Below are 14,121 nucleotides of genomic sequence, written 5' to 3' on the forward strand. Positions count from 1 at the left end.
ACTGAGCAGACTAGACGGCGGCAGCGGTAACCTGACGGCCCTTGTAGGTGCCGCACGACGGGCACGCAACGTGGGGCAGCGTCTTCTCGCCACAGCCACGGTTCGGGCAGGTGATGAGGGTGGGCGCAGTGGTCTTCCACTGGCTCCGCCGCGAACGCGTGTTGGAACGCGACATTCTGCGCTTGGGAACGGCCACGTCTACTTCTCCTCGTTGATCTTGCTGGCATCAGCAGTTGCACTACTGGTGTCGGATCCTGCACCGAATTTGGCTGCGAGCCCAGCCCAGCGGGGATCCATTGTCTCATGACCGTGCCCAGATCCGGCAATCGCCAAGCGAACGCCGCATTCGGGGCACAATCCCTCGCAATCGTCACTGCACAGAGGCTTGAGCGGAAGCTCGAGCCCGACTGCATCGACGATCACCGGTTCGAGGTCGATCTCGTCGTCCACGATCCGGTAGACCTCGTCCTCCTCGGTGGTCTCCTCGGTGGCACTGTCCGGGTAGGCGAACAGTTCCGTGAGATGGAGATCGACCGAGCCGTCGAACGGCTCGAGGCACCGCGAGCACTCACCGACGGTATCCGCGTGAACGGATCCGGTGACGAGCACCCCCTCGGAAACCGACTCGAGCCGCAGATCGAATTCCACGTCCGCACCCTCGTCGATCGCGACCAGGTCGAGGCCGATACGAGCGGGGGAAGGAACAACTCGGGACACCGCACGCATCGAACCGGGGCGACGCCCCAGCGACAGCGTGTCGAGCACGAAACCCTCGTCACGCGTGGGGCGCGAGGACCTGCGGCGATGCGATGACACGAATGTTCTCTTTCGGAAGTACATGGAACGGGCAACCACTCGACGGTACGCGACGGAGGGGCTGCAAGGGAAATCGGCAGAGGGTGGGCGGCCGGTCAGCGCCGGCTGTCGCCGTAACCGGCGTCGTAGTCCGGAACCCCGGTCCCCGTCCGCAACTGCTGCCGGCCCCGCCCGACCGAGCGGATCGTCCCGTTCAGGAAGTCCTCGAACTCGGCGAGCTTGGTGTCGACGTACAGATCGCATTCGGACCGCAACCGGTCCGACTCGGCGTGCGCCGCGTCGACGACCCGCGTCGACTCCGCGTTCGCCGCCTGCACCACCTCGGCCTGCGAGACGAGCCGCTGCTGTTCCGCGACACCGTCCGCGACGGACCGCTCGTACGACGCCTGCCCCGACTCGATCATCCGATCCGACTCGGCCCGCGCCCGGGACGTCAGCGTGTCGTACTCCCGCTGCCCGTCGGCGACGGCGGCGTCCGCATCGGCCCGCGCGTCGTGGACCATCTGCTCGGCGTGCGCGCGGGCCTCGGCGACCATCCGGTCGGCCTGCGCCTTGGCGTCCGCGAGGATGCGGTCGGCGTTCTCCCGCGAATCCGTGAGCGTCTCGTGGGCTTCCGCATTCGCGCGGGTGACGGTCTGCTCGGCGTTGTGCCGGGCGTCGCCGACGAGTTTGTCCCGGTGATCGAGGACGTCCTGCGCGTCGTCCAGTTCGCCGGGGATCGCGTCGCGGACGTCGTCGAGCAGTTCGAGGACGTCACCACGCGGGACGACGCATCCCGCGGTCATGGGAACTCCCCGCGCCTCCTCGACGATCGCGACAAGTTCGTCGAGTGCCTCGAATACCCGGTACACGCACAACCCCATTCGTCCGTTGCTTCGCTGGTGTCGGGAACCAGTCTGCCCCAGATGCGGCGGTCGGGGCGTCGCCGCCGACGGTGTGTCGGGTCAGGAGTTGGCGGCGGCCCGCTCGGCGAGCCGGGCCGTCAGACGCGTGTGCACCTTCTCTGGCACCATGTCCGCGACGTCACCGCCGAACGTGGCGACCTCCTTGACCAGCGAACTGGACAGGAAGCTGTAGGTGGGGTTGGTCGGGATGAACAGTGTGTCGACCCCGGAGAGCTTCTGGTTCATCTGCGCCATCTGCAGCTCGTAGTCGAAGTCGTTGGCGCCGCGCAGGCCCTTCACGATCGCCGAGATCCCTTGCGTCTTGGCGTAATCCACCAGCAGCCCGTACCACGACGCGACCCGCACGTTCGGCAGGTGACCGGTCGCGTCCTCGAGCATCTCGATCCGCTCGTCGACGGTGAACAGCCCGCTCTTGTTCTTGTTGATCATCACGGTCACGACGACCTCGTCGAACAGTGCGGCCGCACGGCCGATCACGTCGAGGTGACCGTTGGTCACGGGGTCGAAGGATCCGGGGCAGACGGCACCTGTCATGAGTCGAGACCGTAGCAGGTGGCGACCTCGATTCTGGTCTCCCCGTAGCGCTTCACGCGGTCGGGGCGCATGCCGTCCGGCCACGTCGTCTCCGGTGAGCGGAACGAGCGTTCCACCACGACGATCGAACCCTCCCCCACCCAGCGGTGCGCGAGAAGATCGGTCAGGGCTGCGGTGACCGCGTCCTCACCGAGCGCGTACGGCGGATCGGCGAGCACGATGTCGTACTCGCGTTCCGGGGTGCCCGCCACGACCGCCGCGACCGGGGCGACCCGCACCACCGCACCGGGCAGGCCGACCGTCGCCACGTTCGCCTTGACGACCGCGGCCGCCTTGGCGTCGGATTCGACGAGCAGCACGTGCGCGGCGCCCCGCGAGAGCGCCTCGAGCCCGAGGGCGCCGGAACCTGCGAACAGGTCGAGTACGGCGGCGCCCTCGAGCTCGATGCGGCTGTCCAGCGAGGAGAACAGGGCCTCCCGAACACGTTCGGACGTCGGTCGGGTCCCGCTCGCGGGCACCTGCAAACGCCTGCCCCCGGCACGGCCGGCGACGATTCTCGTCACGGTGTCAGTCCTGTCCCTCGCTGGTCGTCAGTCGTTGCCGGCGGTCTCCCGCGTCGACACGACGGCGAGGAGATCCCCGCCCTCGACCTGGGAGGTGCCGCCGATGGCAACCCGCGTGACGATACCGCCGCGGGGGGCTGTGATCGCCGCCTCCATCTTCATCGCCTCGATCGTGGCGACGGTGTCCCCGGCCGACACGTGCCGGCCCTCGGTGACGACGAGGGTCACGGCACCGGCGAACGGTGCGGCGATGTGGCCGGGATTGTTCTTGTCGGCCTTCTCCGCCGCCGGCACCTCGCTGGCGATGGACCGGTCGCGCACCGCCACCGGCCGCAGCTGGCCGTTGAGGATGCACATGACGGTGCGGTAGCCGCGCTCGTCGGGCTCGGAGATCGCCTCGAGACCGATCAACAGTTCGACGCCCCGGCCGAGCTTGACGCGATGCTCCTCGTCGCGGCGCAGACCGTAGAAGAACTGGTTGGCCGACAGCTGCGACGTGTCGCCGTACTTCTCCCGATGCTCCTCGAACTCCTTGGTGGGGCCGGGGAACAGCAGCCGGTTGAGGGTCGCCTGACGTTCCTTCGACGTGCCCGCCAGACCCTTCTCCTCCTCCGCGGTCAGCGGGGTCTCCGGTTTGGCGGTGCCGCGGCCCTCGAGGGCCTTGCTGCGGAACGGTTCGGGCCAGCCGCCGGCCGGGGTGCCGAGTTCGCCGCGCAGGAAGCCGACGACCGAGTCCGGGATGTCGAACCGCGCGGGGTCCGCGGCGAATTCGTCGGCGGGGACGTCGGAGCCGACCATGTGCAGGGCGAGGTCGCCGACGACCTTCGACGACGGCGTCACCTTGATGAGGCGTCCGAGCATGCGGTCGGCGGCCGCATACTTGGCCTCGACCTCCTCGAAGCGGTCGCCGAGGCCGAGCGCGATCGCCTGCTGCCGCAGGTTGGACAGCTGCCCGCCCGGGATCTCGTGCGTGTAGACACGTCCGGTCGGGGCCGGGATACCGGACTCGAACGGCGCGTACACCTTGCGCAGCGCCTCCCAGTACGGCTCGAGATCACACACGGCCTGCAGGTCGATGCCCGTGTCGTGTTCGCCGTGCGCGGCGGCCGCGACGATCGCCGACAGCGCGGGCTGGCTGGTGGTGCCGGCCAGCGGCGCCGACGCGCCGTCGACGGCGTCGGCCCCGGCCTGCCACGCCGCGAGGTAGGTGGCCAGCTGGCCGCCGGGGGTGTCGTGGGTGTGCACGTGCACCGGCAGATCGAAGTTGGCGCGCAGCGCCGACACGAGCTTCGCGGCGGCCGGGGCCCGCAGCAGACCGGCCATGTCCTTGATGGCGAGGACGTGGGCGCCGGCGCCGACGATCTCCTCCGCCAGGCGCAGGTAGTAGTCGAGCGTGTACAGCTTCTCGTCCGGGTTCGCCAGATCACCGGTGTACGACATCGCGACCTCGGCGATCGTGGTGCCGGTCTCGCGGACCGCCTCGATCGCGGGCCGCATCTGGTCGACATTGTTGAGGGCGTCGAAGATCCGGAAGATGTCGATACCGGTGGCCGCGGCCTCGTCCACGAACGCGCGGGTGACCTTCTCCGGGTACGGGGTGTAGCCGACGGTGTTGCGGCCACGCAGCAGCATCTGCAGATTGATGTTCGGGACGGCCTCGCGCAGCGCGGCGAGCCGGTACCACGGGTCCTCGTGCAGGAACCGCAGGGCCACGTCGTAGGTGGCACCGCCCCACGCCTCGATCGACAGCAGTTCCGGGGTCATCCGGGCGACGTGACCGGCGACGTCGAGCAGGCCGGACGTGCGCACGCGGGTCGCGAGCAGCGACTGGTGCGCGTCGCGGAACGTGGTGTCGGTGACCGCGAGGGCCTTCTGCTCGCGCAGTGCCTTCGCGAATCCGTCGGGGCCGAGTTCGCGGAGCCGGTCCCGCGAACCCTTCGACGGCGCCACCGTGAGGTCGATCTTCGGCAGCTTGTCGTGCGGGTACACCGTCGTCGGGCGGGCGCCGTGCGGCTTGTTGACCGTCACGTCGGCGAGGTAGTTGAGGATCTTGGTGCCGCGGTCGGCGGAGCTGCGCAGCGTCAGCAGTTCGGGGCGCTGCTCGATGAACGACGTCGTCACCCGGCCGGCGCGGAACTCGGGATCGTCCAGAACCGCCTGCAGGAACGGGATGTTCGTGGAGACACCGCGGATACGGAACTCGGTGACGGCGCGGCGGGCACGGGCGATGGCGGCCTCGAAGTCGCGGCCGCGGCAGGTCAGCTTGACGAGCATCGAGTCGAAGTGCGCGCCGACCTCGGCCCCGAGGTTGGCTCCGCCGTCGAGCCGGACGCCGGCGCCGCCGGGGGTGCGGTAGCCGGTGATCCGTCCGGTGTCGGGACGGAATCCGTTGGCCGGGTCCTCGGTGGTGATGCGGCACTGCAGTGCCGCCCCGCGAATCGTGACGGCATCCTGGCTCAGGCCGAGATCGGCGAGGGTCTCCCCCGACGCGATGCGCAACTGCGCCTGCACCAGGTCGACGTCGGTGATCTCCTCGGTCACCGTGTGCTCCACCTGGATGCGCGGATTCATCTCGATGAAGACGTGGTTGCCGCGGGTGTCGAGGAGGAATTCGACGGTGCCGGCGCACCGGTAGCCGATCTGCTTCGCGAAGGCGACGGCGTCCGCGCAGATCCGATCCCGCAGTGCCGGATCGAGATTCGGGGCCGGTGCCAGTTCGATGACCTTCTGGTGCCGGCGCTGCAGCGAGCAGTCCCGCTCGAACAGGTGGATCACGTTGCCCTCGCCGTCGGCGAGGATCTGCACCTCGATGTGCCGCGGGTCGACGACGGCCTGCTCGAGGAACACCGTCGGGTCACCGAACGCCGACTCCGCTTCCCGCGACGCCGCCTCGATCGACTCCCGCAGCTGCGCGAACTCGGCGACGCGCCGCATGCCGCGTCCGCCGCCGCCTGCGACGGCCTTGACGAAGATCGGGAACTCCATGTCACCTGCGGCTGCGAGCAGCGCGTCGACGTCGGCCGACGGCTCCGACGACGCCAGCACCGGCAGCCCCGCCGCCTTCGCGGCCGCGATCGCCCGCGCCTTGTTGCCGGTCAGCTCGAGCACCTCGGCGGACGGACCGACGAAGGTGATGCCCTGCGCCTCGCACGCCGCCGCCAGATCCGGGTTCTCCGACAGGAAGCCGTAGCCCGGGTAGATCGCGTCCGCACCCGACTGCCGGGCGGCCGAGACGATCTCGTCGACGGACAGATAGGCGCGGACCGGGTGCCCGACCTCACCGATCTGGTAGGCCTCGTCGGCCTTGAGACGGTGCACCGAGTTGCGGTCTTCGTACGGGAACACCGCGACCGTTCCGGCGCCCAGTTCGTAGGCTGCACGGAATGCGCGGATCGCAATTTCGCCGCGGTTGGCGACGAGGACTTTGGTGAACATGGCAAGGAAACTACCGCGTTCCGGAGCGGTTCGCCGGGGCACCCCCACTCCGGAACCCGGACTTAACAAACTTCGCAAACAACGCCTCTGACGTGCGAAATTGGCAAGTTTGCAAACAGGGGAAGAAGTGCCCAGTACAGGGCCGTCCGAGCCCGTTCCCGCGCGCTAGGACTTCTCCAGGAACGCGATCCGCTTCTCGTCGAGAGCGGCCGTCACCATCGCCGCCAGACCCGGATGCCCGGCGAGGTCCGGGTCGGCCGCGGTGATCCGGGACGCGAAGTCGCGGGCCGACTCGATCACGTCCTCGTGCTCGAGCAGCGACAGCAGCCGCAGGGTCGTCGTGCTCCCGGACTGTGCCCGGCCGAGCACGTCGCCCTCCCGCCGCTGCCGCAGGTCCAGCTGCGCCAACTCGAAACCGTCGTTGGTGCCGGCGACCGCGGTGAGCCGCTGGTACGTCGGCGACTCCGGCATCGCGTCGGTGACGAGGATGCACAGCCCCTGGTGGCTGCCGCGGCCGACGCGACCCCGGAGCTGATGGAGCTGGCTCACCCCGAAACGGTCGGCGTCGACGATCACCATGACGGTCGCGTTCGGGACGTTGACCCCGACCTCGACGACCGTGGTGCACACCAGCACGTCGATGCCGCCGGCCGTGAAATCGCGCATCACGGCGTCCTTCTCGTCCGACGGCAGCCGTCCGTGCAGCAGCCCGACCCGCAGATCCCGCATCGGACCGGTCCGCAACCGGTCGAACAGGTCCACCGCGGACGTCGTCTCGGGCGGCTCCTTGCCGGCCTTGATCAGGTCCTCCTCGGTCTCGCCGTCCCCGATCCGCGAGCACACCACGTACGCCTGCCGGCCGGCGGCCACCTCCTCGCGGATCCGTTCCCACGCCCGGGCCACCCACTGCGGCTTCTGCCGGGCCGGGACGACGTTGCTGACGATCGGCGCCCGCCCGCTCGGCAGCTGCCGCAGCGTCGACGTCTCCAGGTCACCGAGGACAGTCATCGCGATCGTGCGCGGGATGGGGGTGGCGGTCATGACCAGCAGGTGCGGGCTCAGCCCGTTCTTGGCGCGGTTGCGGAGTTCGTCGCGCTGCTCGACACCGAACCGGTGCTGTTCGTCGACGACGACGAAGCCCAGATTGTCGAACTCGACCCCCTGCTGGATGAGCGCGTGGGTCCCGATGACGATGCCGGCCTGGCCGGTCACGATGTCGAGCAGCGCCGCCTGCCGCGCCTTCGCCGACATCGACCCGGTCAACAGCGTCACCTTCGTCGCACCGTCCGCGGCGCCGAGTTCCCCGGCCGTCCCGAGCGGACCGAGCATCTCCCCCAGCGACCGGGCATGTTGGGAGGCAAGGACTTCCGTCGGCGCCAGCAGCGCGCACTGGTAGCCGGCGTCGACGGCCTGCAGCATGGCCCGCAACGCGACGATCGTCTTGCCCGACCCGACCTCGCCCTGCAGCAGCCGGTTCATCGGGTGTGCGGCCGCGAGATCTGCGGCGATCTCCGCCGCCACCTCGTGCTGCCCGTCGGTCAGTTCGAACGGCAACTGCCGGTCGAAGGCCGCGGCCAGCCCGTCCGGCGTCGGCGGGCACTGCGGCGCCACCCGGAGCGCGGCGTCGCGGCGGCGCTGCGCGAGCACCAACTGCAGCGCCGCGGCCTCGTCGAACCGCAGCCGTTCCTGGGCGCGGCCGACGTCGTCGCGGTGCTCGGGCAGGTGCACGGCCCGCAGCGCCTCGTCGAGCCCGATCAGGCCGTGCTCGCCGCGCACGTCCGCCGGGAGCGGATCGTCGACGACGTCGAGCTGGTCGAGGATCTGGCGGACGCAGCGCAGCAGCGTCCAGCTCTCCACGTCGCGGGTGGCGGGATACAGCGGGATCAGCTCCCGGTCGAAGATCGACATGTCCACACCGGCCCCGGAATCCTGTGTGGCCCTGGCCATCCCGGCGAGCGCACCCGCACCCTTCACGTGCGCCATGGACACGATCGGGTCGTCGCCCGCAGTGGTGTCCGGCAGGATCAGATAGCTCGGATGCGTCAGCCCCCACTTGCCCCGGAACGTCTTGACGGTGCCCGAGAACATCCCCTTGGCTCCCACCCGGACCGCGTGCCTGACCTTCTGCGGGTTGAAGAACGTGACGTCGACGCTCTGCGATTCGGCGGCGAGCACCACCTTGAGCATCTGGCCGCGGCGGCTCTTCATGTTCACCACGTCGGCCTTGACGACCTTCGCGACGATCGTGACGTGCGAGCCCTCCTCCGGATCCTTCTCGGTCAACTCCCGGCCCTGCGAGGCGTACCGGTGCGGGTAGTGCCGCAGCAGGTCCTCGACCGTGTGGATGTCGAACGCGTCGACGAGCGCATCCGCGGTCTTCGCCCCCAGCAAGGGTTCGAGCCGATCGTCCAGTGCCGCCATCTCGTCTCTCCGTCTCCTACTCGACGCCGAACTGCAGCAGGTCGCAGCCCTGCCCACCGCGATACACCATCACCTCGACACCCGGGTTCCGGGACGTGAGGTGGTCGGCGATCCGCTCCCCGAGCGCATCGCTCGCCTTCTCCCCCAACAGGATCGTGACGAGTTCACCGCCGGCCCGCAGCACCAGTTCGACGAGCCGCCGACCGGCCGCCGCCACATCGGATTCGATGACGACGACCTCGTGGCCGACGAGGCCGAGGCAGTCCCCCGGTTCGCACGTGCCGACATAGGTGAGGGCTCGTTCGTCGGCGATCCGCAACGACCCCCACCGGACCGCGGCGGCGGCCTCCGACATCGAGTACGCGTCGTCGACGCCGATGCGGCCGGGGTCGTGCACGGCGAGGGCCGCGAGCGCCTGGACAGTGGACGAACTCGGCAGGAACACGACCTCGCGGCCGTCGGCCCGGGCCTGCGCACCGACCGCGACGAGGTCCGGCGCCGGCAGCGCCCCGTTGGGCAGCACCGTCACGTCCCGCCGGCCGGTGCGACGGATCGCGTCCAGCAGGTCGGCGCCGGTGATCGCGTCGTCCGCCCGCAGCACGTGCGCGCCCTCCTGCGCGAACAGGTCGGCCGCCCCCTGCCCCGCGACGATCGACAGCACCGCCCGCGGGCCGCGTCCCGTCGTCGCGGTCCGGGCGGCGTCGAGCACGAAGCACGTGATCCGCACCTGCGACAGCACCCCGGCGGTCAGCCCTGCCTCGACAGCGGCGCCGGCGTCCGTGCAGTGCACGTGCACCGACCAGGTCGCCGACGCCCCGACGTCGTCACCGGCGCCGTCACCGACGATGACGACCGAGTCCCCGATCGTCCCGAGCACCGCACGCAGCTTCCCGATCCGGTCACTGTCGGTGCCGGAGACGAGGTACATCACCTCGTAGTCCTGGTCGGCCGCCGCCGGCGCGACCGGACAGTCCTGGGGGTCCGTGCACGGATGCCCACCGTCCGGTACCGGCCGTCCCCGCCGGGTGGGGATCGGCGCGCGGTCGGGGGCCCGTCCGGTGACGACCTCGACGAGCGCGTCCAGGATCACCACCAGTCCCCGCCCGCCCGCGTCGACGACCCCGGCCGCGCCGAGCACGTCGAGTTGGGCGGGAGTGTGCAGCAGGGCTGCGGCCGCGGTGTCCGCGGCGGTCCGCACGAGATCGGGGAGGACGACGTCCGGGGCTGCGGTCTCGACGGCGTGGGCGGCGGCCGCGAGAACCGTCACGATCGTCCCGTCCATCGGCCGGCTCACCGCGTCGCGCGCCAGGGTGGATGCGTGCCGCAGCGCGGACCGCAGGCCCGCCCCGTCGAGTCGGCCGGGATCCGCCGAGTCGGCCGTCCCCCGGGCGAGGCCGCGCAGCACCTGGGACAGGATCGCCCCCGAGTTCCCCCGCGCACCCGCGACCGCGCCGCGCGCGAGGGCCGCCGCAACCGCGGTGACGTCCCCGGCATGTTCACCGTCGCGCACCGCATCCGCGGCGCGCACCGCCGACCGCATCGTCGCCACCAGATTGGTGCCGGTGTCGGCGTCGGGGACCGGGAAGACGTTGAGGTCGTTGATCTCGTCGCAGTGCTCCGCGAGACCGGTGACGCATGCGCGGGCCCACCGGTGCAGCACCGGGCCGTCGATCGCCTCCGGGGCTTCGAGCACGCGCCTGTCCTCTTTCTCTACTGGTCGACTTCTCTCCGGTCGACCGTGGTCGTGCACGGACCGGTTCGATCCCGTCGGCAAGCCTAGCCGCGAGCACCGACGGACCCGGTGTGCACGCGGCACCGGGGGGCGGGTACCGTCGGGTGCAGTCTTCGACACGGTTCGGCTCCGATTCTTCGGTCGCGAATACAGCGATTTGGCCAATCGAACCGGGTGCGGTTACCCTTGTCGGGTTGCCTCGCACAAGCGGCCCAGCCGTATGTGTTCCGAAGGCACCGCAACAAGACAATGTTTGACTATCACAAGGAGTTCGCGACTATGGCTGCCGTCTGCGACGTTTGCGCCAAGGGCCCCGGCTTCGGTAAGTCGGTCTCGCACTCGCACCGGCGCACCAATCGTCGCTGGAACCCGAACATCCAGACCGTTCGTGCTCAGGTTGCTCCCGGCAACACCAAGAGGCTGAACGTCTGCACCTCCTGCCTCAAGGCAGGCAAGGTCGTCCGCGGCTGATCCAGCCCGCAGACACGGTTCTCGAAGAACCCCCGGCACCATCGGTGTCGGGGGTTCTTCGCTGTTCCCTGTTGTAGCGGGCCCTGTCGTCGCTGGGTGGGACGGGTTCCCGACTCGGGTCGGCGGGGCCGCTACTGTGCTCCACGTGACTGCAACTGACGCACCCAGCAATGTCCGGATCGAGGACGGCGTCCTGCGCGTGGCCGTGTCCACGTCCGCCGACGGAACTTCCCTCGACGTCGACGGGCTCGCCGACGCCACGACCGCACTGCGCAACCTTCCCGACGGCGTGCGCGCGGTGCTGCTCGTCGGAGACGGCGGCAACTTCTGTGCCGGCGGCAACGTCCGTGCGTTCGGGTCCGCCGAGAACCGCGGCGAGTACGTCGGACAGATCGCCGCCGCGTTCCACGAGTTCGTGCGCGCCCTCGACGCGTCGCCGCTGCCCGTCGTCGCCGCCGTCCACGGTTGGGCGGCCGGCGCAGGCATGAGCATCGTGTGCCTCGCCGACGTCGCGATCGGCGGCACCTCCACCAAGATGCGCCCCGCCTACCCGACGATCGGCTTCACCCCGGACGGCGGCATGTCGTGGACGCTGCCGCGTGCCGTCGGCGCGTCCCGGGCCCGCGAGATCCTCCTCACCGATGCCGTGCTCGGCGCCGACGAGGCCGTGCGCCTCGGTCTGCTCAGCCGGATCGTCGAGGACGATCAGGTGCAGGACGAAGCGCTGCGCGTCGCCCGCACCCTGGCGGCCGGCCCGACCGCGGCGTACGCGGGTATCAAGACCCTGTTCACGAGCAGCCGCGGCGCCACGCTGTCCGAGCAGCTCGACGCCGAGACCGCGTCGATCTCGGCGGCCGCCGACAGCCCGACCGGGCGTGAGGGTGTCGACGCGTTCGTCGGCAAGCGCCGCCCCGACTGGGGTTCGGTCCGCGGCGCCTGAGTTCCACGGACACCGAACGGCCCGCCCTCGTCCGCGACCGGACGGGGGCGGGCCGTTCGGTGTCAGGTCAGATGCCAGTCCACCGGGTCGGCGCCGAGTTCGGTGAGCAGCGTGTTGGCGCGGCTGAACGGGTGGGAGCCGAAGAAGCCGCGGGACGCGGACAGCGGTGACGGGTGTGCGGATTCGACGGTCGGCACGTCACCGAGCATCGGTTTCAGGGTGGCGGCGTCCCGGCCCCACAGGATCGCGACCATCGGGGTGCCGCGGGCGACGAGCGCCCGGATGGCCTGTTCGGTGACCGCTTCCCAGCCCTTGCGCCGATGGGATCCGGCGTTTCCCGGTTCGACGGTGAGCACCCGGTTGAGCAGCAGCACGCCGTGCCGCGCCCACGGGGTGAGGTCGCCGTTCGACGGTGTCGGGTAGCCGAGGTCCCGGGTGTACTCGGCGAAGATGTTGTTCAGACTGCGCGGCACGGGCCGCACATCGGGGGCCACCGAGAAGCTCAGTCCCACAGCATGTCCCGGTGTCGGGTACGGGTCCTGCCCGACGATGAGCACCCGGACGTCGGCGAACGGCTGGGTGAAGGCTCGCAGCACGTTCTCGCCCGCGGGCAGGTAGCCGCGGCCGGCGGTGTTCTCGGCGCGCAGGAATTCGCCCATCTCGGCGATCCGGCTCTCCACCGGTGCCAGCGCCGTCGCCCACCCGGGCTCGACGAGGTCGGTCAGGGGCTTGCCGGTCATCCGTCGATCCGCCGCAGCGCATCGCGGTAGTACACCGCATTCGCCTGGTACAGCTTCACATTGAGGTCGAGGTGCCCCTCCGGGACCTCGTAGCCCGCACGCACCTTCGCCGGCACGCCGAGCGCCATGCTGCGCGGCGGAACCTCGAACTTGAAGGGCACCACGGCCCCGGCACCGACGACCGACCCGGCGCCGATCGTCGCACCGTTGAGCACGATCGACCCGGACGCGACGAGGCAGTCGTCGCCGATCGTGGCGCCCTCGATGTGCGCGTTGTGGCCGACGACGCAGCCCGCCCCGATGACCGTCGCGTCGATCGACGTGCAGTGCACGACGGTGCCGTCCTGGATGTTGGTGCCCGCACCGATGCTGATGGTGCCGTAGTCGCCGCGCAGGACGGCGCCCGGCCAGACCGAGACGCCCGGGCCGAGGGTGACCGCGCCGATCACGACCGCGTCGGGGTGGACGTAGGCGTCCGGCGCGATGTCCGGCTCGCGCTCACCGAGTGCATAGATAGCCATGCGTGCAACCTATCGGGCGTCGAAACTCTGCCAACCGCCGGACGCCGGCCGTTCCCGTCCGTCGACGAGGACCGCCGGACCGTCCCCCACCACGGTGACGTCACCGATCACCGTCCAGCCGTCGGGCAGCGCGGTCCGCGGCGGGAACGTCGCGGCGAGCGCATGATCCTCCCCGCCGGTGAGGATCCACTCGAACGGATCGGCGCCCAGTTCCGCGGCCGCGGCCGCCAGGTCCGGGCCGGGTCCGAGCAGGCCGCGGTCGAGGCGGATCCGGACGCCGGACGCGTCCGCGATGTGCCCGAGGTCGGCGACGAGACCGTCGGAGACGTCCGTCATCGCGTGCGCTCCGGCCCGGGCCGCATCGACACCGGCGCCGTACGGCGGGGTCGGCACCCGGTGGGCGTCGACCACCGCCGCGAACAGCGACTCCTGCCCGCGGCCGGCGAGCAGCACCGCCAGGCCCGCCGCCGACCGGCCGAGCGTGCCCGCGACCGCGACCACGTCACCGGGCCGCGCCCCCGACCGCAGCACCGGCGCCCGGCCCTCGAGGTCGCCGAGCACCGTCACCGACACCACCACCGCATCGGACTGCACCAGGTCTCCCCCGACGACCCCGGCGCCCAGCGCCTCCGCCGCCTCCCCGAGCCCGTCCGAGATGCCTGCCGCGACGGCCACCGGGGTGTCCGCGGGGCAGCCCAGCGACACCAGGAACGCGGTCGGCCGTCCGCCCATCGCCGCGATGTCCGCGCCGTTCTGCGCCACCGCTTTCCGCCCGACCTGTTCGGGTGTCGACCAGTCCAACCGGAAATGTCGGCCCTCGACGAGCATGTCCGCAGACACCGCCACCCGGCCGTCGCCGGCGCGGACGAGCGCGGCGTCGTCCCCGGGACCGAGCAGCGTCGTGGCCGGCTGCCGGCGCCCCTGCACGGCACGCCCGATGACGGCGAACTCACCGACCTGCGCGACGGTCCGGCCGGTGTCGTCCTGCGGTGCGCGCGCGGCGTCGATGATGTTCTCCCTGGGTCGTTCGAGTGCTGGGTCGT

The 14,121-nt window shown here is 70.7% G+C and carries 13 protein-coding genes; 2 read left to right on the forward strand and 11 right to left on the reverse strand.

All coding sequences use genetic code 11. From position 1 onward, the window contains the following. Window positions 1-10: 10 nt before the first annotated feature. The 8 genes from rpmF to E0497_RS08055 form a co-directional block, all read right to left on the reverse strand. Window positions 11-196 (reverse strand): 50S ribosomal protein L32, encoded by a 186-nt coding sequence (gene rpmF / locus E0497_RS08020; RefSeq protein ID WP_137724274.1) that lies wholly within the window; start codon window positions 194-196, stop codon window positions 11-13. A gap of 2 nt (window positions 197-198) precedes the next feature. Beyond that, the gene (locus tag E0497_RS08025; protein ID WP_137724275.1) at window positions 199-840 is read right to left on the reverse strand and encodes a YceD family protein; all 642 of its coding nucleotides are present in this window, start codon (window positions 838-840) and stop codon (window positions 199-201) included. 71 nt (window positions 841-911) lie between these two features. Beyond that, window positions 912-1,667 (reverse strand): DivIVA domain-containing protein, encoded by a 756-nt coding sequence (locus tag E0497_RS08030; RefSeq protein ID WP_137724276.1) that lies wholly within the window; start codon window positions 1,665-1,667, stop codon window positions 912-914. Between the two features lie 93 nt (window positions 1,668-1,760). Beyond that, window positions 1,761-2,255 carry a pantetheine-phosphate adenylyltransferase gene (gene coaD / locus E0497_RS08035; RefSeq protein WP_137724277.1) on the reverse strand — a complete coding sequence of 165 codons (495 nt, stop codon included), beginning with the start codon at window positions 2,253-2,255 and terminating at the stop codon, window positions 1,761-1,763. Continuing rightward, entirely contained in the window at window positions 2,252-2,818 is a 567-nt protein-coding gene (rsmD, locus tag E0497_RS08040) for a 16S rRNA (guanine(966)-N(2))-methyltransferase RsmD (RefSeq protein WP_137724278.1), read from the reverse strand. The genes coaD and rsmD overlap by 4 nt, the downstream gene beginning before the upstream one ends. A 27-nt stretch (window positions 2,819-2,845) precedes the next feature. Next, entirely contained in the window at window positions 2,846-6,253 is a 3,408-nt protein-coding gene (locus E0497_RS08045; protein ID WP_137724279.1) for a pyruvate carboxylase, read from the reverse strand. Between the two features lie 165 nt (window positions 6,254-6,418). After that, window positions 6,419-8,674, reverse strand: coding sequence for an ATP-dependent DNA helicase RecG (gene recG / locus E0497_RS08050; protein WP_137724280.1), 2,256 nt, complete (start codon window positions 8,672-8,674; stop codon window positions 6,419-6,421). 16 nt (window positions 8,675-8,690) lie between these two features. Continuing rightward, on the reverse strand, window positions 8,691-10,367 hold the full coding sequence (locus E0497_RS08055) for a DAK2 domain-containing protein (RefSeq protein WP_137724281.1): 1,677 nt from the start codon (window positions 10,365-10,367) through the stop codon (window positions 8,691-8,693). Window positions 10,368-10,685: 318 nt separating this feature from the next. Here E0497_RS08055 and rpmB point away from each other — a divergent pair, with 318 nt between their 5' ends. Both rpmB and E0497_RS08065 read left to right on the forward strand, forming a co-directional pair. Next, complete coding sequence (gene rpmB / locus E0497_RS08060) at window positions 10,686-10,877, forward strand: 50S ribosomal protein L28 (protein ID WP_137724282.1); 192 nt, start codon at window positions 10,686-10,688, stop codon at window positions 10,875-10,877. Window positions 10,878-11,022: 145 nt separating this feature from the next. Beyond that, window positions 11,023-11,817, forward strand: coding sequence for an enoyl-CoA hydratase/isomerase family protein (locus E0497_RS08065; protein ID WP_137724283.1), 795 nt, complete (start codon window positions 11,023-11,025; stop codon window positions 11,815-11,817). A gap of 62 nt (window positions 11,818-11,879) precedes the next feature. Here the strand turns inward: E0497_RS08065 and E0497_RS08070 are convergent, their stop codons facing one another. Genes E0497_RS08070 through E0497_RS08080 form a run of 3 tightly spaced genes read right to left on the reverse strand, consistent with a single transcriptional unit; the run spans window position 11,880 to window position 14,086 of the window. Continuing rightward, window positions 11,880-12,557, reverse strand: a complete 678-nt coding sequence (locus E0497_RS08070) for a uracil-DNA glycosylase (RefSeq protein ID WP_137724284.1) — start codon at window positions 12,555-12,557, stop codon at window positions 11,880-11,882. Then, complete coding sequence (locus E0497_RS08075) at window positions 12,554-13,078, reverse strand: gamma carbonic anhydrase family protein (RefSeq protein ID WP_137724285.1); 525 nt, start codon at window positions 13,076-13,078, stop codon at window positions 12,554-12,556. Before E0497_RS08075 ends, E0497_RS08070 begins: the two co-directional genes overlap by 4 nt. Before the next feature lie 9 nt (window positions 13,079-13,087). Then, window positions 13,088-14,086: a thiamine-phosphate kinase gene (locus E0497_RS08080; RefSeq protein WP_137724416.1), complete on the reverse strand. Its 999-nt coding sequence runs from the start codon at window positions 14,084-14,086 to the stop codon at window positions 13,088-13,090. Window positions 14,087-14,121: the final 35 nt, after the last annotated feature.

It is taken from the genome of Prescottella subtropica (genome assembly GCF_005434945.1).
Taxonomy (GTDB): domain Bacteria; phylum Actinomycetota; class Actinomycetes; order Mycobacteriales; family Mycobacteriaceae; genus Prescottella; species Prescottella subtropica.